A 21,328-nucleotide genomic window follows, 5' to 3' on the forward strand; every position below is an offset into this window, starting at 1 on the left:
TCTGAATTTCGGATCGAGTTTAGCCCTGCTCGGCCTCCACCGCCTGCCAGGCGATGTCGCGGCGGCAAAAGCCGTCCGGCCACTTGATGCGGTCGATCGCGGCGTAAGCGCGCTGCTTGGCTTCGGTCACGGTCGTGGCCGACGCGCAGATGTTGAGCACGCGGCCGCCATTGGCGAGGATGGCGCCATCCTTCTCGACCGTGCCGGCATGGAAGATCTCGACGCCCTCGATTTGAGCGGCCTCGTCGAGCCCGTCGATGCGCGTGCCCTTCTTGTAATCGCCGGGATAGCCCTTCGCGGCCATCACCACCGTCAGCGCTGGCTCGGGGAACCAGCGCAGGTCAAAATTCCTCAGTTGCCCGTCGCAGGCGGCGAGGAAGGCCGGCACGATGTCGGACATCATCCGCAGCATCAGCACCTGGCATTCGGGATCGCCGAAGCGGACATTGTATTCGAACAGTTTCGGGCCCTGCTCCGTCAGCATCACGCCGGCATAGAGCACGCCGCGGAACGGCGTGCCGCGCTGCTTCATGCCGGCAACGGTCGGCAGGATGATCCGCGCCATGATCTGGTCGTGGATCTCAGGCGTCACGAACGGCGTCGGCGAATAGGCGCCCATGCCGCCGGTGTTCGGCCCTTCATCGTGATCGAACACGCGCTTGTGGTCCTGCGCGGAGGCGAGCGGGATCGCAGTCTCGCCGTCGCACAGCGCGAAGAAGCTGATCTCGCGGCCCGACAGGAACTCCTCGATCACCACCTCAGTGCCGGCCGAGCCGAACGCGCCCTCGAACATCATCGCGATGGCGGCTTCCGCCTCGCCCAGCGTTTTGGCCACCACGACGCCCTTGCCGGCGGCGAGGCCATCAGCCTTGACCACGATCGGCGCGCCCTGCGCCCGTAGATAGGCGAGCGCATCATCGGCATTGTCAAAGCGGCGGTAGGCGCCGGTCGGGATGTTGAACTCGCGGCAGAGATCCTTGGTGAACCCTTTGGACCCCTCGAGCTGCGCCGCCAGCCTGCTCGGACCGAACGCCTTGATGCCGGCGGCGGCGAGATCGTCGACAATCCCTGCGGCGAGCGGGATCTCCGGGCCGACCACGACAAGATCGACGGCGTTGCGCCTGCAGAATTCAATCACGGCGGAATGATCGGCCACATCGAGCGCCACGCATTCGGCCTCGCGCGCGATTCCGGCATTGCCTGGGGCGCACCACAGCTTTGTCACCAGCGGAGAGGCGGCGATCTTCCACGCCAGCGCATGTTCGCGGCCGCCGGAACCGATCAGGAGAATGTTCATGCGATTGCAGTCAGATTTAAGGGTTGCCGCGCCGTAGCGCGACGGTTTAGCACGGCATCACGCCGCCGCAAGGAATGGCTCGGGCTTGATGTGGATATGTGGCCTGACGGGCTGGTTGGCACCCCAGGACCTTGCGCCCGCGCCTAAAAAGCCCGATTCTAACAAGTGATGACCGCTGCACCGAATCTGCTCAATGCGCCCGAATTCACCGTCTCGGAACTGTCCTCCGCGCTGAAGCGAACGGTGGAGGACCGGTTCGGCCATGTCCGGGTCCGCGGCGAGATCACGGGCTTCCGGGGCCCGCATTCCTCCGGCCATTGCTATTTCGCGCTGAAGGACGAGAACGCCAAGATCGAGGCGGTGATCTGGAAGTTCGCCCACGCCCGCATGCGCTTCAAGCCCCAGGAGGGGCTCGAGGTCATCGCGACCGGCAAGCTGACGACCTATCCGAACTCTTCCAAATACCAGATCGTGATCGAGTCGCTGGAGCCGGCCGGCATCGGCGCGCTGATGGCGCTGATGGAGGAGCGCAAGAAGAAGCTCGCCGCCGAAGGCCTGTTCGACGAGGCGCGCAAGCAGCTCCTGCCCTGGCTGCCGGAGGTGATCGGCGTCGTCACCTCGCCGACCGGCGCCGTGATCCGCGACATCCTGCATCGCCTGGAGGACCGCTTTCCCCGCCGCGTGCTGGTGTGGCCGGTGAAGGTGCAGGGCGACGGCTCCGCCGAGCAGGTCGCCGCCGCAATCCGCGGCTTCAACGCGCTGCCAGAAGACGGGAGGATTCCGCGACCGGACCTGCTGATCGTCGCGCGCGGCGGCGGTTCGCTGGAGGACCTCTGGTCGTTCAACGAGGAGATCGTGGTCCGCGCCGCCGCCGACAGCATGATCCCGCTGATCTCAGCAGTGGGTCACGAGACCGACATCACGCTGATCGATTTCGCCGCCGACAAGCGCGCGCCGACGCCGACCGCGGCCGCCGAAATGGCGGTGCCGGTGCGCAGCGAATTGCTTGCCGAGGTCGCAGCACTGGCGCGGCGGGTGTCCGTGTGCTGGCAGCGCGGCCAGGAGGCCCGCCGCAACGAATTGCGGGCCGCAGCGCGCGCGCTGCCGGCGCCGAGCGAACTGTTGGCGATCCCGCGGCAGCGGCTGGATCACCTCGGCGCAGCACTGCCGCGCGGGTTGAAGGCGAATACGCACGCGCATTTCCGCCGCTTCGCCTCCACCAGCGGCCGGCTGACGCTGCGGGTGCTGCACGGGCAGATTTCGCATGCCAGGCAGCGCCTGACCGTCTCAGGCGAGCGCATCGCCCTTTCCGCGCGCTCGCTCCTGCGCAGCCGGCGCGAGCGCTTTACGGGGCTGGAGGTTCGCTTCAAGGCGTCCAAGCTCGCCAATGCGCAGGCGCAGCGCAATGCGATCGCGCGGCAGCGCGAACGCACCCATCGGCTCGCCGAGCGCGCGCAACGCGCCATGGTCACGCTGCTGCAGCGGCTCGACGCGCGCGTCGGCCAGAGCGAAAAATTGCTGGCGGCGCTCTCCTATCGCAGCGTGCTCGCCCGCGGCTTTGCCCTGGTGCGCGACGAAGCGGGACATCCCGTGCATGCCGCGGCCAGCGTCGCGCCGAATGCGCTTCTGTCGATCGAGTTCGCCGACGGCCGCGTGGCTGCTACCGCCGATGGCGACCACTCTGTCGCCGCGGCGCCGACGCCCCAGCCCAAGCCGGTTACGCGCGAGTCGAAGCCCGCGCCAAAGCGGGTCGCAAAGCCGGTCGACCAGGGCAGCCTATTCTAGCCTGTAGCCCGGGTGGAGCGGAACGCGTAACCCGCGACACCTGTGTCCGCGTTGCGAGCGGCCCCGGGTTACGCTGGCGCTTCACCCGGGCTACGGCAGTAGGGAGAGAGCCCTCACCTGGCACTAACGCGAGAGCCAGGCGGCGACCTGTTTCTGCGCGTCGGTGCGCGCCTCTGCGTCGGTGCCGATGTGGCCGACCTCGGGCATTGCGGCATCGGCTGTTCCGGCAATCGCACGCAGCGGCAGATTGGCGAGATCGAAGTCGTGATAGGCGCCGGGATAGGTGATGATCCGCGCCAGCGCGCTGCGGCCGCGCGCGCCGTCGACCATCTGGTGGCAGGCCGGCGGCGAGCTGACATCGTCGTTGGCGCCGATCATGACCAAGGTCGGCACCCGCGTGCTCCAGCCGAGCCTGGAGGACAGCCGGCAATCCGGATAGAACGCGATCGCCGAGCGGAAATCCGGCTCGGTGCTGCGCGAGGGGAGTTGCGGCCGCACGGCCCACAACAACGCACTGGCGCCGTTGGCCCAGCCGATCAGGCTGATGCGCTCATGCGCCACCCAGGACTGCTGCATCAGCCATTGCCGCGCCGCCATGATATCGGCGACCCGCTCGCGGCGCGCCAGCACGTGCCGTTCCCGATCCTTGACGCGGCATTGCGGGCCGACCTCGCGCGAGCCGTAGCTGTCGGGCAACAGCACGGCATGGCCGGTCCGGAGCAATTGTTCCGCCCAGTCGCGGTAGCGCGGCAAGACCGGCTCCGAACGCCCAGCGAGGCCGCCGCAGCCATGCAGCGCAATCACGGTCGGAAACGGGCCGTCGCCGTCGGGCTTGTAGAGCTGCGCATGCAAGGTGAGATTGGTGGCGGGAATATCGACCTGATGGGGCGCAGGCAGCGGCGCGGCCGTCGCGGCGGAAGCCACGGCAACGAGCGTCAGGAAAATGGCTGCTGACAAAAACCGCATCTCAATTGGCCGGATCATGGTGGCGCTGTTGACCGAGCGGACCACGGCTGCAAACTATCATGCAGTCTGGCCCCAATTCATCACAAGTCGGTGGTTTAACCTGCGGACATTACAGCCTATTTATGGTAGGTATAAACCGCAACCCCAACGAGGCCTCCCGTTAAGGCCGGGCGGAGAGTTTCATAGTGCTGAACAAGTTCGGTCCCTCGGGTCATGGCGAAGCGCAGGTGCAATATCTCGATGGCGATTTCCGCGTGGTCTCGCCTGGAACTTATGTGCGCTGCGCCATCACGGACGTGCGCATTCCGCTCGACGAACTGAAATATTGGAGCGTCGATCTGCAGGAGGCCTATGCGACCCCAGGCGCGGTGCTGCAGCGGCATTTTCCCGCAGCGCTGAAGCAGGGATAGGGCGCATTCGTTCATAGCCCGGATTACGGGCTGCTCCGCGGGCACGATGCCAGACCCTCATGGTGAGGAGCGCGTAGCGCGTCTCGAACCATGAGGCCCCGATCTCGCCCCGGGGCCTATCCTTCGAGACGGCCGCTTCGCGACCTCCTCAGGATGAGGACGTCACGTGTGGCCGTTTGCGTTCTGTAGCCCGGGTGGAGTGAACGTAACCCGGGCTACGAATTCCTCTCTTGGAAACTGCGTTCGCGCGCTCTCAACAGGCTGTGTGAGACGAATGTCCGCAATGCAGCTCTATCCTCGAACTCCAGTGTCACCGCGAACGGCACCACCGCCTGCGCCCAGACAGGCAATTCTCCGCGCTGCTTGAGCCGCGCCAGATCCTTTTCCGTGGTCACCAATGTCAGCCCGTCGCCTCTCGCCTCCGACACCAGGCTATCGATCTCAGCCTTCGAGAATACGTGGTGATCGGGGAAGGCACTCTCCCTGATAACGTCGATGCCGCTCTTACGGAGGGTATTGAAGAAGCGCGCGGGATCGCCGATGCCGGAAAAGGCGAGCACGCGGCGGCCCTGCAGCGACGTAAGCGATGCATCGTCCGGCCGAAGCCGCGCCGCCAGCACGGGCTTTCCGCGCACGGCAATCTCCGTCGCCAGCATCTTCGCAGCAGTACCGTCGCCGACCACGACGAGCGCGTCGGTGCGCGCAACCTGCGGCGCCAACGGCGCGCGCAACGGGCCGGCCGGAAACACTTTCCCATTGCCAAGGCCACGTTGGCTATCGATCACGATGATCGAGGCATCCTTGGCGACCGCCGGGTTCTGGAAGCCGTCATCCATCACCAGTACGCTCGCGCCGAGCGACTTCACCAGCGCGACGCCATCAGCGCGATCGCGCGCGACCACGACCGGTAGCCGCTCGGCCAGCATCAACGGCTCATCGCCGACATCGGCGGCGGAATGGCTGAAAGGATCGACCTGCACCGGCCCGCGCAACTCGCCGCCATAGCCGCGGCTGAGCACAACAGGCACTTCGCCGAGTTCGCGCAGCAGCTTCGCCAGCGCCAGCACAGTCGGCGTCTTGCCGGCACCGCCCGTATGATAATTGCCGACGCAGAGCACGGGAATGCCGGCGTCGATCCCCTTGCGCTGCAGACGCCTGGCGGCGATGGCGCCGTAGAGCGTGGCGAGCGGCTGCAACAGATGCGATTTCCAGGATGCCGGACCGTGCCAGAAGGCCGGCTCACGCATTGGCGGCTCCCATCTCGATCCGTAACTGCAAGAGATACGGTTCGAGCGCCGCAAGTGTTCGCTCCAGCGCGCCGCCGAGCTGCTGCACCACATGTTCGGCGGCCCCAAGCGAGGCTTCGCGCGCCTTGGCATTGTCCAGCAACTGGCCGAGCTGCTTCACCAATGCTTCCTGTGTCTCCGCGCGCCGCGCGCCACCGGCACGGTCGAGCGCCTCATAGACATCGGTGAAATTGAACACGTGCGGACCGTGTACGATCGCGGCGCCAAGCTTCACGGCCTCGATCGGATTCTGGCCGCCGTGCGGAACCAGCGAGCCGCCCATGAACACGATCGGCGCCAGCCGATAGAACAGGCCGAGCTCGCCCATGGTGTCGGCGACATAGATATCGGTGGTCGCAATCGGCAGCTCCTCGCGCGACCGCAGCGCGCTGTGCAGGCCGGCCGCCTCGACGACGCGGCCGACCGCCTCGCCGCGATCCGGGTGCCGCGGCACGATCACCGTGAGCAGCGAGGGAAAGAATCCGGCCAGCGCGCGATGCGCTTCCACGAGCTGCTCTTCCTCGCCGGGATGGGTGGAGGCCGCGACCACGATCGGCCGGCCGCGCGTCACCGCCATCAGCCGCTCCAGCTTGGCAGGATCGGCCGGCGGCGCCGCGACGTCGAGCTTGAGATTGCCGGTGATGACGACATTGCGGCTGCCGAGCGCCGCAAAGCGTTCGGCGTCTATTCTCGACTGCGCCAGGCAGATGTCGAAACGGTCGAGCAGGGCCGAGATCGTGTGCGACATCCGCTGCCAGCGCGGAAACGAGCGCTGCGACATCCGTCCGTTGATCAGCACCATCGGCAGGCGGCGCGCGGAGCTCGACAGGATCAGGTTCGGCCAGAGATCCGACTCGATGAACAGCGCCAGCGACGGCCGCCAGTGATCAAGGAAGCGCGCGACAAAACGCGGGGAATCATAGGGCACGTATTGATGGATGACGTCAGGCGGAAAGCGCTTGGCAACGATCGCCGCCGAGGTGACGGTGCCGGAGGTGAGCAGGATGCGCAAATTGAGCTCGCGCAGTTTCTCGATCAGCGCCGCCGCCGCCAGCACCTCGCCGACGCTGGCGCCATGGATCCAGACCAGCGGCCCGTGCGGCCGCACATCGGCGCTGACGCCGCGCCGTTCGCCGACGCGGGCCGGATCCTCCTTGCCGAGCTTCAACCGCCGCCGGATCAGCGCAGGTGCGAGCGGCACCATCGCGGACGACAGTCTTTGGTAGACCCGCAACGTCATCGGCAGCGAGTTAGCCAAGAGCTCCCTCCGGACGCCCGACAGCCGCATAGGCCTTTCGGGTCGCTTCGTTCAGCAAGGCCTCCACCCTGAGCCGCAGCGTTTCCATCGTCTCGGCGTCGGCGTCGGGCGGCACCTCCACGGAATCGATGCCCACCAGTGCGCCCCGTCCGAATGGCAAATTAATGGTGGTGGAATCCCAGTTTTTCAACCGGATGAACCGGCTGGTCACCATGGCAAAGGGCATGATCGGCCGGCCCGACTCGCGGGCCAGCATGATGACGCCGAGACCGGCGACCCGGGCCTGCTTGGGCACGTCGGCGGTGGTCGCGACGTTCCACTTATCCTCCAGCGCCCGCAGCATCTCCTTGAAGGCGCCGACGCCCCCCTTGCGGTGAAAACTGCCGGAATGGTCGCCCGACCCCCTGATGGTGCCGACGCCGAGCCGCTCGGCCGCGATCGCGTTGAACTCGCCGTCGCGATGCCGGGAGACCAGGACCTTGGCGCGGTGGTTTCCCCTGACCCGGATGAAGGGGGTCATCAGGTGCTGGCCATGCCAGAACACGAAGATGCAGGGCATCTGCGGTTCCACCTGCTCGTAGACGTCAGGCGGCTCAAGGCTGAATCTGTTGGTCAGCCACACCAGCCGCAGATATTCGGCCGCAAGCAGGCCCAGCGCACGCTGCACGAGGCCGCTGCGCAAAAAATCGCGAATCAGACGTTTCAAAGGGAGGGCTTTGTGTCTTGACCCGGATCGAGCAGCCGATGGAGGTGGACGATGAAATAGCGCATGTGGGCGTTGTCCACGGTCTGCTGCGCCTTCGCCTTCCAGGCCACGTGAGCGCTGGCGTAGTTCGGATATACGCCGACGATCTCGACCTTATCGAGATCCTTGAAGGTGTTGTGCTGGAGGTCGATCAGCTCGCCACCAATGACGAGATGCAATAATTGCTGCGGCTGGGCACTATCTGACATAATTGTTTTTCCTGATGAGATGCCCGGCAGGGAAGTCCTGCGGCGCGAGGCGGTCAGTGCAACGGGCGGTTGCGAAAATGCTCGACAATACGTGCATGACGATCATGTCCCGCCGCCACCAGCACCCCATGCGCCAGCTCCCGGCGATTATACTCAATCGCATCCCCCGAGAGCGCCGTCATCTTACCATCCGCTTCCTGCACGATCAAATTCGCCGCCGCAAGGTCCCAGTCATGACTATTGCCGCCGGCGAAGGCGGCATCGAGCGCGCCATGCGCGACCCGGCATAGCCTGAGCGCCAGCGAACCGATTCGCGGATGCAGCGTGATCTCCTGCGCCGAAGGGCTCAATCGCTGCAGGAGCGGCTTCGGCCCGGCCATGCGGGGGAAATCGAAATCGGTGCCCGCGGTCGCGCGCACCGCGATGCCATTGCGCGTGGTGCCCTGCCCCCGCGCGGCAAAGAAGAACTCCGCGGTGGCGGGCGCGAATACCGCCGCCAGCACGGGCGAGGCATTTTCAACCAGCGCCACGCTGACGCACCAGTCCTCGCGCCCGGCGAGATAGGAGCGGGTGCCGTCGATGGGATCGACGATCCACACCAGGCGCTTGCCAAGCCGCGCCTGGTCGTCCGCGCTCTCTTCCGAGAGCCAGCCGTAATCGGGCGTCGCCGAACGCAGCCGCTGCTCCAGCAGGTCGTTGACCGCGATATCGGCCTCCGACACCGGCGAGGAGGCGCCCTTGATCCAGTTCTTCAACTCAGTGCGAAACAGCGAGAGCGCCAGGGCCCCCGCTTCCCGCACCGTCTCCGCCAGCAGGGCGGCGTCGCGCGCCAGGATCCCGTCGTCCGTATCAGCGTCCGCCAAGCGTCAGTCCCTCGATGCGCAAGGTCGGGGCATTTACACTATAGCGGAATTCCAGATCGTTGGCGGCGACCAGCGATTTGAACATCGCCAGCAGATGCCCTGCGATGGTCACTTCGCTGACCGCATAGGTGATCTCGCCGTTCTCGATCCAGAAGCCCGAGGCGCCGCGGCTATAGTCGCCGGTCACGCCGTTGACGCCCGAACCGATCAGGTCGGTGACGTAAAAGCCCTGCTTGATGTCGGCGATCAGTTCCTTCGGCGTCGTCGAGCCAGGCTCGAGATGCAGATTGTAGGCCCCCGGCGACGGCACCGAGGAGACGCCGCGATGCGCATGTCCTGTCGTGACCATGCCGAGCTCGCGCGCGGTCGCGCAATCGAGCAGCCAGGTGGTGAGCACGCCGTCATCGATCAGGGCCGTCTTCTTCACCTTGACGCCTTCGGCATCGAAGGTCTGCGAGCGCAGGCCGCGCACGCGCAAGGGATCGTCGATGATGCGGATATTGCTCGCGAACAATTGCTGACCGAGACGATCCTTCAGGAAACTGGTCTTGCGCGCGATCGATGCACCGTTGATGGCGCCAACGAGATGGCCGACAAGCGAGTTCGCGACGCGTGGATCGTAGACGACCGGGACCTTGCAGGTCTCGACCTTGCGCGGATTGGTGCGCGCCACCGCGCGCTCGGCCGCTTTGCGGCCGACGCTTGCAGGCGAAGCGAGGTCGGATGCATGCAACGCGCTCGTGAAATCATAGTCGCGCTCCATGCCGGTGCCCTCGCCCGAGATGGCGGTCATCGAGATGCCGTGGCTCGAGCGCAGATAGGAGCCATGGAAACCGGTCGAGGTCACCAGCACCATGCCGCCGATGCCGGAGGAAGCCGACGCGCCGCCGGATTTCGACACGCCCTTGATGGCGAGCGCCGCCGCTTCCGCCTCGGTGGCGCGGCGTTCGAGTTCAGCGGTCGAGGGCACATTGCGGTCGAGCAGGTCGAGATCGGGGAAGTCGCGCGCCAGCAGCGCAGGGTCCGCGAGCCCGACATATTTGTCGTCGGGCGCGACACGCGCCATCGCGACCGCGCGCTCGGCAAGCTTGGCGATCCCGTCGCCAGTGACATCATTGGTGGAGACCACCGCCTGGCGCTGACCGACCAGCACGCGCAGGCCGACATCGTCGCCTTCGGAGCGCTCGGACTCCTCGACGCGCCCGTCGCGCACCTCGACGCCTTGCGAAACGCCGCGCACCGCGATCGCATCCGCCGCATCCGCGCCGGCGCGCTTGGCCGCCTCGACAAGACGCTGCGCCAGTTCACTCAAAACCGACTGGTCGAACAGGTCGGTCGCGGACTTTTCGGCAGGCGATGGTGAAGGGTTCACGAACAGATTCCTGACATTGAAGGGCTCAACGCAGCGCGGCGCGCCAAACCCACCAAGTGGGCCGGATTTGCAGCGATTTCAAGCGTTTTGCCGCGCGATGAAGAAGAATTGCTCGAGCGCGGCAAGGTCTTGTCAAGCATGCGCGCCTTTGACGTCTCTTTAACCAGCCTTCTTAAGCTGATCGGGAAACGGCTGCGCTAAGGTCTCGCGCATCGACCGGGAACATAATCCCGGCGGGGAGATAAAGCCGTGAGGCGTCAAACAGCAACAAGCGGGCTCAACCCCGCCGGGTCGGGCCGTGTGCAACGGCTCGACCCGCTTTCTCTACCGCTCAGCTTCCATGCGCAGGATGTCCGCGCGGACGGTGGCATGCGGCAGGTTGAACTTCACCACGAACGCGTCGTGCTGCGCCGTGCCGTCAAGGGCATGCGGATGGCGATCAATGTTCGCGTCTGCGACTTCATCGGCGTCGCGTTGCGTGACCTGGGCGACGAGCAGATGCTGACGCTCGTCCACCGCGATCCGTCGCTCGCAATTCCGCTTGGCGTCAGTTCCGATCGCGACGAGATCGAAAGCGCCTGGCAGATGTGGAGCGACGTGCTCCGCCTGCCGCAACTGAGCGAGCAAGCGCCGCGCGAGCCTGCGGCCCGGCGCAGGCGCCGCAACGTCATCCACACGCGCCGCCCGCGCTTCCTGGTACGCCGCCGCCGTGGCCGCCCGCTTGATGCGGGGAATGTGCATCGCGGCGAACACGAGATCATCGCGCGGGATTGAACGTGAGCCCGGGACGACGGCCCGCGCCACAACACACGCTGTCATTCCGGGGCGCCGCGAAGCGGCGAGCCCGGAATCCATTTCCCCACCGGTGCATGCGGCCCAATGGATTCCGGGCTCGCGCCAAGAGGCGCGCCCCGGAATGACGAAAGAGTGGTGATTTCGGCACGCCCCGCAACAACGCAGAAGCCTCAGCGCATCACTGCATCAATGAGCAGGCCGGCGAACAGGATGAGGCCGGCGTCGCGGTTGGACTTGAAGACGCGCAGGCACAATGCGGGATCGCTGATGTCGAGTCGTCTTATCTGGATCGCCAGATGCAACGCGAAGGCGGCGAGGCCGATCCACGCGAACCAATGCGCGCCAGCCAGCACGAGCGCCATGGCGATCAGGACCACCGCGAGCGAATAGAACAGCACGAGCGCCTTGTGCGTGGCCGCGCCGAACAGGCGTGCGGTCGACTTGATGCCGATCAACGCATCGTCCTCGGCGTCCTGATGCGCATAGATGGTGTCGTAGCCGATCACCCAGGAGATTGAGCCGGCATAGAGCGCAAGCGCGGTGAGATCGATGCGCCCGAGGATGACGGCAAATCCCATCAAGGCGCCCCAGGAGAAGGCGAGCCCCAGCACCACCTGCGGCCACCAGGTGATGCGCTTCATGAAGGGATAGACCGCGACGATGACGAGCGAGGCGATGCCGGTCGCGACCGCAAAGCGATTGAACTGCAGCAGCACCACGAGACCGATCAGCGCCTGGGCGACCAGGAAGATCAGCGCCTGCGTCACGCTCACCTGCCCCGCCGGAATCGGCCGCGACCGCGTCCGCTCCACTTTCGCATCGAGATTGCGATCGGTGATGTCGTTCCAGGTGCAGCCCGCACCGCGCATCACGAAGGCGCCGATGAAGAACAGAAGGATGACAAGCGGGAGCTGGTGCAGGTCATGGGCGATGCCGGCGGCGAGCGCCGCCGACCACCAGCACGGCATCAACAGAAGCCACGAGCCGATCGGCCGGTCGAAGCGGGAGAGACGCAAATAAGGCCGCGACCAGCGCGGCGCGTGGGTATCGACCCAGTTGCCGGTCGCATCGGCAACACGGGCGGTGACGTCGCTCATCGCGACAGCACGTTGCCGTTCAGCGTGTCAAAGGTGCTGCCGCCCTTGCGCGTTGGCACTGCTTCGGGCGCGGAGGCGGACCCCAGCACCTCGCTCAAGGACGGCCCGGCCGGACCGCGCGCCTGGGTCGCCATCTGCTGCGCCACCGCGCAGACCTTCTTCTGCATCGCCTCGGTGTTCTTGTGGCCATTCTGGAGCTGCTCGAGGATCTGCGGCGGGATTCCGCATTTCGCCGAGTTGTCCTTGACGTATTTCATCATCTTCAGCTCGGCCTGGCTGTAATTGCCGATCAGCTTGCAGGCCTCGTCCGGACCCGCCTTCTTTTCACCGGCGGCCTTGATCAGCTTGCCGCGCCGCTCGGTCTCCTCGCGCAAGGGGACGAAGCCCTTCATGCAGGCATCCGACGGGCCCGCGCCCCCGGACGGGGGCGCCGGCGGTGCAAACCCGGCACCGCCGCCGCCGATCGGCGCCGCACCCTGGCTCGGGAAGGCCGAAGGCGCCCCGATCGACGCGGAAGGTACCCCGCCGTTCACCGGCGGGAAGGGCGAGGCGTTAGCAGGCGCTGCGGCCTGCTGACCGGGCAGCGGCGCGGGAAACGCGCCCTGTGCAAAAGCCTGGCCGGCGTGGAGCACCACGGCGGCGACCGTCAGCGACACCATCAGGCGGGTCATCAAGGGATATTTCTCCGGCAGCCGGCTTCCAAACGAAGCACAATTTCCATGCGGCTTTTTACGATTCCAGCCGTTCCTTAACAACCCGTGGATTGGGGCAACAGCGCGGCGTCACGTCGCGCCATCGATCAAAAATAAGCTACAGATTCTAGCGCTTTAGGCTAAAAGCGCGGCCGAGTTGCGTGACGACGGAACATTAACAGATGCCGGACTACGACTTTCGCGCCCCTCGCCTGTTCGTCGATGCCCCCCTGCAGGCGGGCGAAACCGTCGCGCTGGACCGCGACCAGAGCAATTATCTCGGTAACGTATTACGGTTGAAGGCCGGCGACGCCATCCTGGTGTTCAACGGCCGCGACGGCGAATGGCAGGCCGAGCTCAGTGGCCGCAAGCGGGCGGACACGCTGACGGTCCACCGCCAGACCCGGCCGCAGGATCGCCTGCCCGATATCGCCTATGTCTTCGCGCCCTTAAAGCACGCCCGGCTCGACTACATGGTGCAAAAGGCGGTCGAAATGGGCGCCTCGCGCCTGCAGCCGGTCCTGACCCGTTTCACCCAGGTTTCGCGGGTGAACGGCGAGCGGATGCGCGCCAATGTGATCGAGGCGGCCGAGCAATGCGGGATCACCGCCCTGGCGGAGGTTGCTGACCCCGTCCCGCTCGAGCGCTTCCTGACCGAGCGCACGGGCGGCCGGCTCCTGGTATTCTGCGACGAGGCCGCCGATCTCGGCGATCCCCAGCAGGCGCTGCAACCGGGGAGCGGCACTGACGGCATCGACATCTTGATCGGCCCGGAGGGCGGGTTCGCCGAGGAGGAGCGCGCGCTGCTGCTGCGCCAGCCCAAGACCCTCCGGCTGTCGCTGGGGCCGCGGATCCTGCGCGCGGACACTGCAGGGGTCGCGGCGCTGGCCCTGGTACAGGCGGCGCTCGGGGACTGGGGCCCAAAGGGCTAGGTGGCCCGGGTGGAGCGCCAGCGTAACCCGGGGCCGCCGGAAAACGCTGAGGGAGGTGTCCCGGGTTGCGCATTCGCTCCACCCGGGCTACGCGCTCGTTAAGCGATTTGGCCGATGCCGGTCGAAACAGCGCTTTTGCCGTGCTAAGGGCTCGCCCGCAAACCCTTGGGTCGCCCTTGGGCCACCCCTTGGACCACTCCGGAACCCATTTTCGGGCGATTTGGACGTCGAGATGACCGTAACCGCCACCACACGCGGTGCCGCCTCCTCCGCCGCATGGGCGGATGCACTGCTGTTGTCATTTGCGCAGGCCGGTTATGTCAGGTCCGAGCCGGCGATCCTGCAGCCGGCCGAGCCGTTCCTGGACCTCTCTGGCGAGGGTATCCGCAAGAGCCTTTACCTCACCACCGACGCCAGCGGCGAAGATCTGTGCCTGCGCCCGGACCTGACGATCCCGGTGGCGCGCGATTACCTTGCCTCATCAGAGGCCGGGAAGCCGGCTGGCTTCAGCTATCTCGGCCCGGTATTCCGTTATCGCGGCGGCCAGCCGAGCGAGTTTCTGCAGGCTGGCATCGAATCATTCGGCCGGCAGGACCGCGCCGCGGCGGATGCCGAGATGCTGGCCCTGGCGCTGGAGGCGACGGCGGCGTTCGGACTGACCGACGTCGAGATCCGCACCGGCGACGTCGCTCTGTTCAATGCGCTGATCGAGGCGCTCGAGCTCTATCCCGTGTGGCGCCGCCGCCTGGTCAAGGATTTCAACCGCAAGGTCAGCCTCACCGACGACATCGAGCGGCTGACGCTCGCCGGCGGTCCTGGCCGTAACGAATATCAGGGCGTGCTGGCCGCCCTCGCCGGCTCCGATCGCAAGGCGGCGCTGGCGCTCGTCACCGACCTGATGTCGATCGCCGGCACCACCAATGTCGGCGGCCGCACCGTCGCCGAGATCGCCGACCGCTTCCTCGAACAATCGACCTTGAAGGCCGGCGCGCTGCCGCGCGACGCGATCGCCACCATCAAGCGCTTCCTGTCGATCGCGGGCGAGCCGGACGACGCCATCGCGCAACTGCGCGCATTGGCCGAAGACGCCGGGCTCGACCTCTCCGGCGCGATCGACGAATTGGAACGCCGCGTCGGCTTCGTGGCCGCGCGCGGCATCGATACCCGCAAGGCGCGCTTCTCGACCTCGTTCGGGCGCGGTCTCGACTACTACACCGGCTTCGAGTTCGAATTGCACGCCAGGGGCAACGGCGCCGAGCCGCTGGTCGCCGGCGGCCGCTATGATGGACTGATGACGCAGCTCGGCTCGGCTGAGCCGATCCCGGCGGTCGGCTTCTCCGTCTGGATCGAGACGCTGACGCAACATGGCAAGCCTCTGCGCGGAGGCAAGGCATGAGCGCGCCCTTCGTTCTCGCCGTCCCGTCGAAAGGACGTCTGCAGGAAAATGCCGAGGCGTTTTTCGCCCGCGCCGGATTGACGCTGTCGAAGCCCGGCGGCGCACGCGATTATCGCGGCACCATCTCAGGCCTGGACAATGTCGAGATCGCCTATCTGTCGGCAAGCGAAATCGCCTCGCAGCTCGCGCGCGGCATGGTGCATCTCGGCGTCACCGGCGAGGACCTCGTGCGCGAGAGCATCGCCGACGCCGACAAGCGCGTGCACCTGATCGACGGTTTGGGTTTCGGCTATGCCAATGTGGTGGTCGCGGTGCCGCAGGCCTGGATCGACGTCCGCACCATGGCCGATCTCGACGACGTCACCACCGGTTTCCGCGAGCAGCATCACCGGCGGATGCGGATCGCGACCAAGTACATCAATCTGACGCGAACCTTCTTCGCCTCCCGCGGCATCCTCGACTATCGCATCGTCGAGAGCGCCGGCGCGACCGAGGGCGCGCCCGCAGTCGGCACGGCAGAACTGATCGTCGACATCACCACGACCGGCGCGACGCTCGCGGCCAACGGGCTGAAAGTCCTCGACGACGGTGTGATCCTGCGCAGCCAGGCCAACCTCGTCGCCTCGAAGGACGCCGACTGGTCGACCGGGGCCCGCGAAGCCGCGCGCGTCATCCTGGATCACATCGCCGCGCGCGCCCGGGCGAACAAATATCGCGAGGTCCGCACCCGCTTCAAAGGATGCGATGCAGCATTGCTCGCGGAAGCCCATAACCGCTTTGGCGTGGTTGCCCCGTTCGGCGGGCCGACCTCATCCGGCATGTTGACGCTGCACTGCCCACCGGCGCAGCTCTATGCGCTTGGCAGCTTCCTGCGCGCGCATGGCGCCGATACGGTGTCGGTGGTCTCGCTCGACTACGTCTTCGACCGCGAGAACCCGCTGTTCGCCAGGCTCGAGGCCTTCCTGCGGCAATGACGCCGCACGCTCGTTCATCGTGGCGACAGCTACCGGGCGGTACCATATATTTCGAGCATGATCCGGAAAAGTGGAAACCGGTTTTCCGAAAAGATCATGCTCAAACAAGAGATGAGATCATGATCAGATTCCGTCGAATCGGATCATGATCGAGAATCTGGAACCTGCTCGATGACGCTGGGCTCTGACGTTTCCGGCCTGACCACCACCGCGGCGAATGCTGCAGCGCAAGGGCTGTCGATCGTCGTTCCCGTTTACAACGAGGCTGCGGGGCTGGCGCTGCTGCACGAGCGGTTGATCGGTCTCGCGCGAACGCTGAAGGAACGCTACGGGCTCGCTTGCGAGGTCGTCTACGTCGACGACGGCAGCAAGGACAACACCCTTTCGATCGCGCGTTCGCTTTCCGCCGACACGCTGGATGTCCAGGTGGTGTCGCTGTCGCGCAATTTCGGCAAGGAGGCGGCGCTGATGGCGGGCCTCGACCATGCCCGGCGCGGTGCCGTGCTGTTCATGGACGGCGATGGCCAGCATCCGCCCAGCCTGGTCGAGAAACTGGTCTCGCACTGGATCGATGACGGCTACGATGTCGTCTATACCGCGAAGGCGCATCGCGACAACGAGCCGTTCCTGCGCAGGCTCGCGGTGCACGGCTTCTACGCGCTGATCAACTGGGGCGCGCGGCAGAAGATCCCCGAAGATGCCGGCGACTTCCGCCTGCTGTCGCCGCGCGCGGTGGCGGCGCTGCGGCAATTGCCCGAGCGCAACCGCTTCTTCAAGGGGCTGGCGAGCTGGATCGGCTTCCGCCAGATCAGGGTCGATTACGAGCCGGCGCCGCGTGCGCATGGCGTCACCACCTTCAGCGCGACGCGGCTGATCGGCCTGTCGATCGAAGGAGTGACATCGTTCTCGGTGGCGCCGCTGCGCTTCGCGAGCCTGCTCGGCGTGCTGCTGGCGACCGCGGCGTTCCTGTTCGGGCTTTCGATCCTGTGGGAGGTCTTCACGACCGGCAAGCAGGTGCCCGGCTATCCCTCGCTCGTGATCGGGTTGATGACGATCGGCGGTGTGCAGCTCATCATGATCGGCATCGTCGGTGAATATATCGGCAAGATCCTGTCCGAGCTGAAGGCGCGGCCGATCTATTTCGTCGCCGAGCATAGCGAGAAGCGCGCCGGCCCCGATGCGGCTGCCGCGGGCAGCGAACGGACCGCGGCCGAATGAACGACGCCGCGCAGCCGCGCCGGATCTGGCTCTGCGCCGACGATTACGGATTGAGCGAGGGCGTCAACCGCGCCATTCGCGATCTCATCGCGCGCAGCCGTCTCAACGCGACCTCGGTGATGGTGGTGGGCGCGGCGATCGGCCGCGACGAAGTGGCGGCGCTAAAGCGCGTTGCCGCCGAAAGCCCGCGCTGCGCGGTCGGGCTGCACGCGACGCTGAGCGCGCCGTTCCGGCCGCTGACCATGCATTTCCGACCCGTCAATGGCGGGCTGTTCCTGCCCTTTCCGAAACTGCTGCGCGCCGGCCTGCTCCGGCGGCTCGATCGCGAGATGATCCATGCCGAGCTCGTCGAGCAGCTTGCAACCTTCAAGGACATGTTCGGCCGCGCGCCTGACTTTGTTGACGGCCATCAACATGTGCAATTGTTTCCGCAGGTGCGCGACGCCTTTTTGCGCGCCGTGAAGGACGCCGCGCCCGAAGCCTGGGTGCGCCAGGGCGGACGCAACCATCCTCTGGCGCAACGCTTGCGAGCGCCGAAAGCGCTGGTGCTGGATACACTGAGCGCGCAATTCAGGAAGCGTGCACGACGCGCCGGCATTCCCTTCAACCCTGCTTTCGCCGGCGCCTATGATTTTTCGAGATCGCCCGATTTCGGTCCCCTGATGCGACAGTTTCTCGAGGGGCTGCCCGACGGCGGACTCGTGATGTGTCATCCCGGCTTCGTCGACGAGACGCTGAAGGAGCTCGATCCGCTGACGACCCAGCGCGAAAATGAGCATGCCTACCTCGGCAGCGAGCACTTCCCGCAACTGCTGGCGGCGAACAATGTTACGCTCGCCTGAAGGCGCGCCGGTCGTTTTGTCGCATACGCAAATTTAATTCGCGGCCCCACTCCTTGCGCCACAAAGGCGGCCCTACATGTTCGGCGCTTCGACGCAATCGACGCGATGGAGAAGGCCATGACCCCGCAAGAACGCCAATTGATCGACGATCTCTTCGACCGGCTCGCCAAGCTGGAGAACGCCCCGCGTGATCCGGAGGCGCTGGCCGCCATCTCGGAAGGGCTGCGCAAGGCGCCCAACGCCGTCTATGCGCTGGTGCAGACCGCGCTGGTGCAGGACGAGGCGCTGAAGCGCGCCAACGACCATATCCAGCAACTGGAAGCAGAACTCGGCGGTGGACCGCAGCAGCAGGGCCAAGGCGGCGGCTTCCTCGATTCGATGCGCGATGCGATCTTCGGCCAGAACCAGAATCAGCCGCGCGGTTCGGTTCCGCCGGTGCGCCCGCCGGAGGGTGGCAGCCGCCCCGCTTGGAATACCGGCCAGGCGATGCAGCAGGCGCAGGGTCCAGGATCTTACGGCCAACCGCCGTACGGCCAGCAGCCTCAGCCCTATGGCGCGCCGCAAGCCGGTCCGTTCGGCGGTGGCGGCGGCTCGTTCCTCGGCACCGCCGCGGCGGCAGCCGCCGGCGTGGTCGGTGGCTCGCTCTTGATGAACAGCATCCGCGGGCTGATGGGCGGTGGCGGCGGTCACCAGGCGTTCGGGGACTCCGGCAATCTCGGCGACAACAAGCCGTGGGGCAATGACCAGTCCGGCGGCAATCTTGCGCGCGATGCCGGAGTCAACGATATCGGCTCCGGCGGACGCGATAACGACTCGCGCGCCGGCCTTTACGACCAGGCGTCGAACAACAACAACAATAACAATAACGACAACAACAACAACAACGACGATGGCTATGGTCCCGACGATGACGACGATGGGTTCGATGACGGCGGCGACGACGGCAGCAGCGACTACGCGTAAGCCGCATGCGAATTGAAAAACAGAACGGCCGCCCGATCGGGCGGCCGTTTCTCTTTTGTCGTCCCGGCGAAGGCCGGGACCCTTAACCCCGACTTTGCGCTGTGGCGCGAACAAGCGGCCACAGCTTTATAGATCACGAACGATCGTGGTTATGGGTCCCGGGTCTGCGCTTCGCTTGCCCGGGACGACAGCATCGCTAGATCACAATCACCCTGGTGCCGACATTGACGCGGCCGTAGAGGTCGATGACGTCCTCGTTGCGCATCCGGATGCAACCTGAGGAAACGTTGGTGCCGATGGTCCAGGGTTCGTTCGAGCCGTGGATGCGGTAGAGCGAGGAGCCGAGATACATCGCGCGCGCGCCGAGCGGATTTTCCGGACCGCCCACCATGTGCCTGGGCAAATCGGGGCGACGTGCCAGCATTTCCGGCGGCGGCGTCCAGTCCGGCCATTCGCGCTTGGCGGAGATCGTCTTGACGCCCGACCAGGTGAAGCCGGGGCGGCCGACGCCGATGCCGTAGCGCAGTGCCTTGCCGTCGGCCTGCACGAGATAAAGGAACTTGTGCGGGGTATCGACGACGATCGTGCCCGGAGCTTCCTTGCCGTCATAATCGACAAGCTGCTTCTCATATCTCGGATCGAACGGCCGCTGCGCGGGATCGGCCGCCTGCTCCTCGCGCATCATCGGCTGTTGTGGATCCATCGGCGGCAGCATCGTGCGCCGTCCACCATAATAACCCGGCTGCTGCTGATACATCGGCTGCTGTTCGTAGGATTGCGGGTAGCCCTGGTCGGGACCGTCGCCGAACAGGAATTCGATAAAGCCGCCGCCGAGGGTGGAGGCCCTGCGCACCGGCTGAGGCGGCGCCTGGTAGGAATAGATCACGGTCGGCCCGGCAAGCGGCGCGCCATCGATCGCAAACGCCTGATGCGGAGCGACAGGCAGGAAGGACGCGCCGGCAATAAGCGCAAAGAATGTTTTCTTCATCGACGTACTCTGTACTGTTTCGTCAATCGTCAGCCTCGTTCGGCGCAAGACGCCGCGGCATGCGACCAATCAAGATCAAAACCGCATCGGTTTGGTAAACGGAGCAAGCGTTTGGATTCACCACGTCGGCAATCGGCGGCGGATTTCAAAATTAACGTTTATTTTGCTTAAATTCGTAGGCGTCATGGTTAATCCCGGGTATGCGGCGCGACGCGAAACGCACGCTGCAAAATTTTCCCATGTGAACTCCCTATTAAATCGCTTCTGCCTAGAACAGTGGGAGTGAAGGGGGCGGGAACAGTCTCATGTCAGTTAGTCGCAAGCGTTTTCGTGTTGAACAAGCCATTATGGGCGACATGCCGATGCCGGCACCGGTTGCGGTGGAAGGCGGCGAAATCGGTCCAATGCATCGGGAGATCATGGCGGAGCTTCGCTCCATCCGCGCACAGATGGCGCTCGGCGTCCACGCCCAGCGTCCGGTCGCAACCGAAGCCACCGAGGCGGCCGTGGCGCGCGAGGTCGCGGAAGCGCATGCGCTGCTCGAGACCTATCGCGCGCAGGTCGAGCAGTGCGAGAAGCTGAAGGTCGAGCTTGACCTGATCCACGACGCCATCAGCCGCACCAAGCGCGAGATCGCCGTGCTGCACGGCAAGAGCTTTGACGGCCAGGAGATGGCCAAGGTGAATGGCGAGCTCGGCGCCGTCGTCGGCGGCACCGAAGAGGCTACCCAGCAGATCCTCGAGGCGGCCGAAGCGATCGACCAGGCCGCCACCGCGCTGACCAAGGTCGCCTCGCCCGAACAGCACAAGCTGCTCGCCGAGGATGTCCAGGAGCGCGTAGTGGCGATCTTCGAGGCCTGCAACTTCCAGGACCTCACCGGTCAGCGCATCAGCAAGGTGATGACCACGATGAAGTTCATCGAGCAGCACATCAACGCGATGATGGAGATCTGGGGCGGTGTCGACGCCATCAAGGCGCACGCGCCGCCGATCATCGACACCCGCGAGGGCGACGCCCGCCTGCTCAACGGCCCAAGGCTCGACGGCGACGTGGGCCACGCCTCGCAGGACGATATCGACGCGATGTTCGACTAAGCGGGCAGGTCGCAGAGAAGAACGCAAAACGCCGGCGCGATGCCGGCGTTTTTGTTTTTGTGGTTCTAGGACGACCACCCTTCCCTTCTCCCCCTGTGGGAGAAGGTGGCGCGAAGCGCCGGATGAGGGGTTCTCTCCACGGGCGA

21 protein-coding genes are annotated in these 21,328 nt (G+C 65.7%); 10 read left to right on the top strand and 11 right to left on the bottom strand.

The genetic code is table 11. The features are described 5' to 3' along the window. Positions 1 to 19 precede the first annotated feature (19 nt). Positions 20 to 1,297, bottom strand: a complete 1,278-nt coding sequence (purD, locus tag OZ411_RS26200; RefSeq protein ID WP_282530273.1) for a phosphoribosylamine--glycine ligase — start codon at positions 1,295 to 1,297, stop codon at positions 20 to 22. A gap of 168 nt (positions 1,298 to 1,465) precedes the next feature. On the opposite strand from purD, the gene xseA reads away from it, so the two are divergent. Beyond that, positions 1,466 to 3,082 carry an exodeoxyribonuclease VII large subunit gene (gene xseA / locus OZ411_RS26205; protein ID WP_282530274.1) on the top strand — a complete coding sequence of 539 codons (1,617 nt, stop codon included), beginning with the start codon at positions 1,466 to 1,468 and terminating at the stop codon, positions 3,080 to 3,082. A gap of 123 nt (positions 3,083 to 3,205) precedes the next feature. On the opposite strand, the gene OZ411_RS26210 is transcribed toward xseA, so the two are convergent. Further along, positions 3,206 to 4,048: a dienelactone hydrolase family protein gene (locus tag OZ411_RS26210; protein WP_282530303.1), complete on the bottom strand. Its 843-nt coding sequence runs from the start codon at positions 4,046 to 4,048 to the stop codon at positions 3,206 to 3,208. Positions 4,049 to 4,233: 185 nt separating this feature from the next. Here OZ411_RS26210 and OZ411_RS26215 point away from each other — a divergent pair, with 185 nt between their 5' ends. Then, on the top strand, positions 4,234 to 4,458 hold the full coding sequence (locus OZ411_RS26215; RefSeq protein ID WP_225120165.1) for a DUF2093 domain-containing protein: 225 nt from the start codon (positions 4,234 to 4,236) through the stop codon (positions 4,456 to 4,458). Positions 4,459 to 4,673: 215 nt separating this feature from the next. On the opposite strand, the gene lpxK is transcribed toward OZ411_RS26215, so the two are convergent. From lpxK to OZ411_RS26245, 6 genes are read right to left on the bottom strand one after another with little or no spacing between them, the layout of a single operon-like run. After that, on the bottom strand, positions 4,674 to 5,705 hold the full coding sequence (gene lpxK, locus OZ411_RS26220; RefSeq protein WP_282530275.1) for a tetraacyldisaccharide 4'-kinase: 1,032 nt from the start codon (positions 5,703 to 5,705) through the stop codon (positions 4,674 to 4,676). After that, entirely contained in the window at positions 5,698 to 7,032 is a 1,335-nt protein-coding gene (locus OZ411_RS26225) for a 3-deoxy-D-manno-octulosonic acid transferase (protein WP_282530276.1), read from the bottom strand. Before OZ411_RS26225 ends, lpxK begins: the two co-directional genes overlap by 8 nt. Next, positions 6,995 to 7,708 carry a lysophospholipid acyltransferase family protein gene (locus OZ411_RS26230; RefSeq protein WP_282530277.1) on the bottom strand — a complete coding sequence of 238 codons (714 nt, stop codon included), beginning with the start codon at positions 7,706 to 7,708 and terminating at the stop codon, positions 6,995 to 6,997. The genes OZ411_RS26225 and OZ411_RS26230 overlap by 38 nt, the downstream gene beginning before the upstream one ends. Continuing rightward, positions 7,705 to 7,956 carry a DUF4170 domain-containing protein gene (locus tag OZ411_RS26235; RefSeq protein WP_028166941.1) on the bottom strand — a complete coding sequence of 84 codons (252 nt, stop codon included), beginning with the start codon at positions 7,954 to 7,956 and terminating at the stop codon, positions 7,705 to 7,707. The genes OZ411_RS26230 and OZ411_RS26235 overlap by 4 nt, the downstream gene beginning before the upstream one ends. Before the next feature lie 53 nt (positions 7,957 to 8,009). After that, a complete protein-coding gene (locus OZ411_RS26240; RefSeq protein WP_282530278.1) occupies positions 8,010 to 8,819 on the bottom strand; it encodes a 3'(2'),5'-bisphosphate nucleotidase CysQ in 810 nt (269 codons plus the stop codon). Further along, positions 8,806 to 10,191, bottom strand: a complete 1,386-nt coding sequence (locus OZ411_RS26245; protein ID WP_282530279.1) for a TldD/PmbA family protein — start codon at positions 10,189 to 10,191, stop codon at positions 8,806 to 8,808. Before OZ411_RS26245 ends, OZ411_RS26240 begins: the two co-directional genes overlap by 14 nt. Before the next feature lie 249 nt (positions 10,192 to 10,440). On the opposite strand from OZ411_RS26245, the gene OZ411_RS26250 reads away from it, so the two are divergent. Next, positions 10,441 to 10,965 carry a DUF6101 family protein gene (locus tag OZ411_RS26250; RefSeq protein WP_282530280.1) on the top strand — a complete coding sequence of 175 codons (525 nt, stop codon included), beginning with the start codon at positions 10,441 to 10,443 and terminating at the stop codon, positions 10,963 to 10,965. Positions 10,966 to 11,156: 191 nt separating this feature from the next. On the opposite strand, the gene ubiA is transcribed toward OZ411_RS26250, so the two are convergent. Next, the gene (gene ubiA / locus OZ411_RS26255; protein WP_282530281.1) at positions 11,157 to 12,083 is read right to left on the bottom strand and encodes a 4-hydroxybenzoate octaprenyltransferase; all 927 of its coding nucleotides are present in this window, start codon (positions 12,081 to 12,083) and stop codon (positions 11,157 to 11,159) included. Continuing rightward, complete coding sequence (locus OZ411_RS26260) at positions 12,080 to 12,757, bottom strand: hypothetical protein (RefSeq protein WP_282530282.1); 678 nt, start codon at positions 12,755 to 12,757, stop codon at positions 12,080 to 12,082. The genes ubiA and OZ411_RS26260 overlap by 4 nt, the downstream gene beginning before the upstream one ends. A 200-nt stretch (positions 12,758 to 12,957) precedes the next feature. Between OZ411_RS26260 and OZ411_RS26265 the strand changes: the two genes are divergently transcribed. The 6 genes from OZ411_RS26265 to OZ411_RS26290 all read left to right on the top strand — a co-directional run bounded on the left by OZ411_RS26265 (position 12,958) and on the right by OZ411_RS26290 (position 19,100). After that, entirely contained in the window at positions 12,958 to 13,707 is a 750-nt protein-coding gene (locus tag OZ411_RS26265) for a 16S rRNA (uracil(1498)-N(3))-methyltransferase (protein ID WP_282530283.1), read from the top strand. 232 nt (positions 13,708 to 13,939) lie between these two features. Next, positions 13,940 to 15,103 carry an ATP phosphoribosyltransferase regulatory subunit gene (locus OZ411_RS26270; RefSeq protein WP_282530284.1) on the top strand — a complete coding sequence of 388 codons (1,164 nt, stop codon included), beginning with the start codon at positions 13,940 to 13,942 and terminating at the stop codon, positions 15,101 to 15,103. Next, positions 15,100 to 16,077, top strand: coding sequence for an ATP phosphoribosyltransferase (gene hisG / locus OZ411_RS26275; RefSeq protein ID WP_130582612.1), 978 nt, complete (start codon positions 15,100 to 15,102; stop codon positions 16,075 to 16,077). The genes OZ411_RS26270 and hisG overlap by 4 nt, the downstream gene beginning before the upstream one ends. Positions 16,078 to 16,248: 171 nt before the next feature. Beyond that, complete coding sequence (locus OZ411_RS26280) at positions 16,249 to 17,295, top strand: glycosyltransferase family 2 protein (protein ID WP_282530285.1); 1,047 nt, start codon at positions 16,249 to 16,251, stop codon at positions 17,293 to 17,295. After that, entirely contained in the window at positions 17,292 to 18,137 is an 846-nt protein-coding gene (locus OZ411_RS26285) for a ChbG/HpnK family deacetylase (protein ID WP_282530286.1), read from the top strand. Before OZ411_RS26280 ends, OZ411_RS26285 begins: the two co-directional genes overlap by 4 nt. A gap of 117 nt (positions 18,138 to 18,254) precedes the next feature. Continuing rightward, positions 18,255 to 19,100: a DUF2076 domain-containing protein gene (locus OZ411_RS26290; RefSeq protein WP_282530287.1), complete on the top strand. Its 846-nt coding sequence runs from the start codon at positions 18,255 to 18,257 to the stop codon at positions 19,098 to 19,100. Positions 19,101 to 19,296: 196 nt separating this feature from the next. Here OZ411_RS26290 and OZ411_RS26295 read toward each other — a convergent pair whose 3' ends face one another. Next, positions 19,297 to 20,088: a L,D-transpeptidase gene (locus OZ411_RS26295; protein ID WP_282530288.1), complete on the bottom strand. Its 792-nt coding sequence runs from the start codon at positions 20,086 to 20,088 to the stop codon at positions 19,297 to 19,299. Between the two features lie 305 nt (positions 20,089 to 20,393). On the opposite strand from OZ411_RS26295, the gene OZ411_RS26300 reads away from it, so the two are divergent. Continuing rightward, a complete protein-coding gene (locus tag OZ411_RS26300) occupies positions 20,394 to 21,182 on the top strand; it encodes a protein phosphatase CheZ (protein ID WP_130582607.1) in 789 nt (262 codons plus the stop codon). The last annotated feature ends 146 nt before the right edge of the window (positions 21,183 to 21,328 follow it).

The organism is Bradyrhizobium sp. Arg237L (assembly GCF_029990105.1).
Taxonomy (GTDB): domain Bacteria; phylum Pseudomonadota; class Alphaproteobacteria; order Rhizobiales; family Xanthobacteraceae; genus Bradyrhizobium.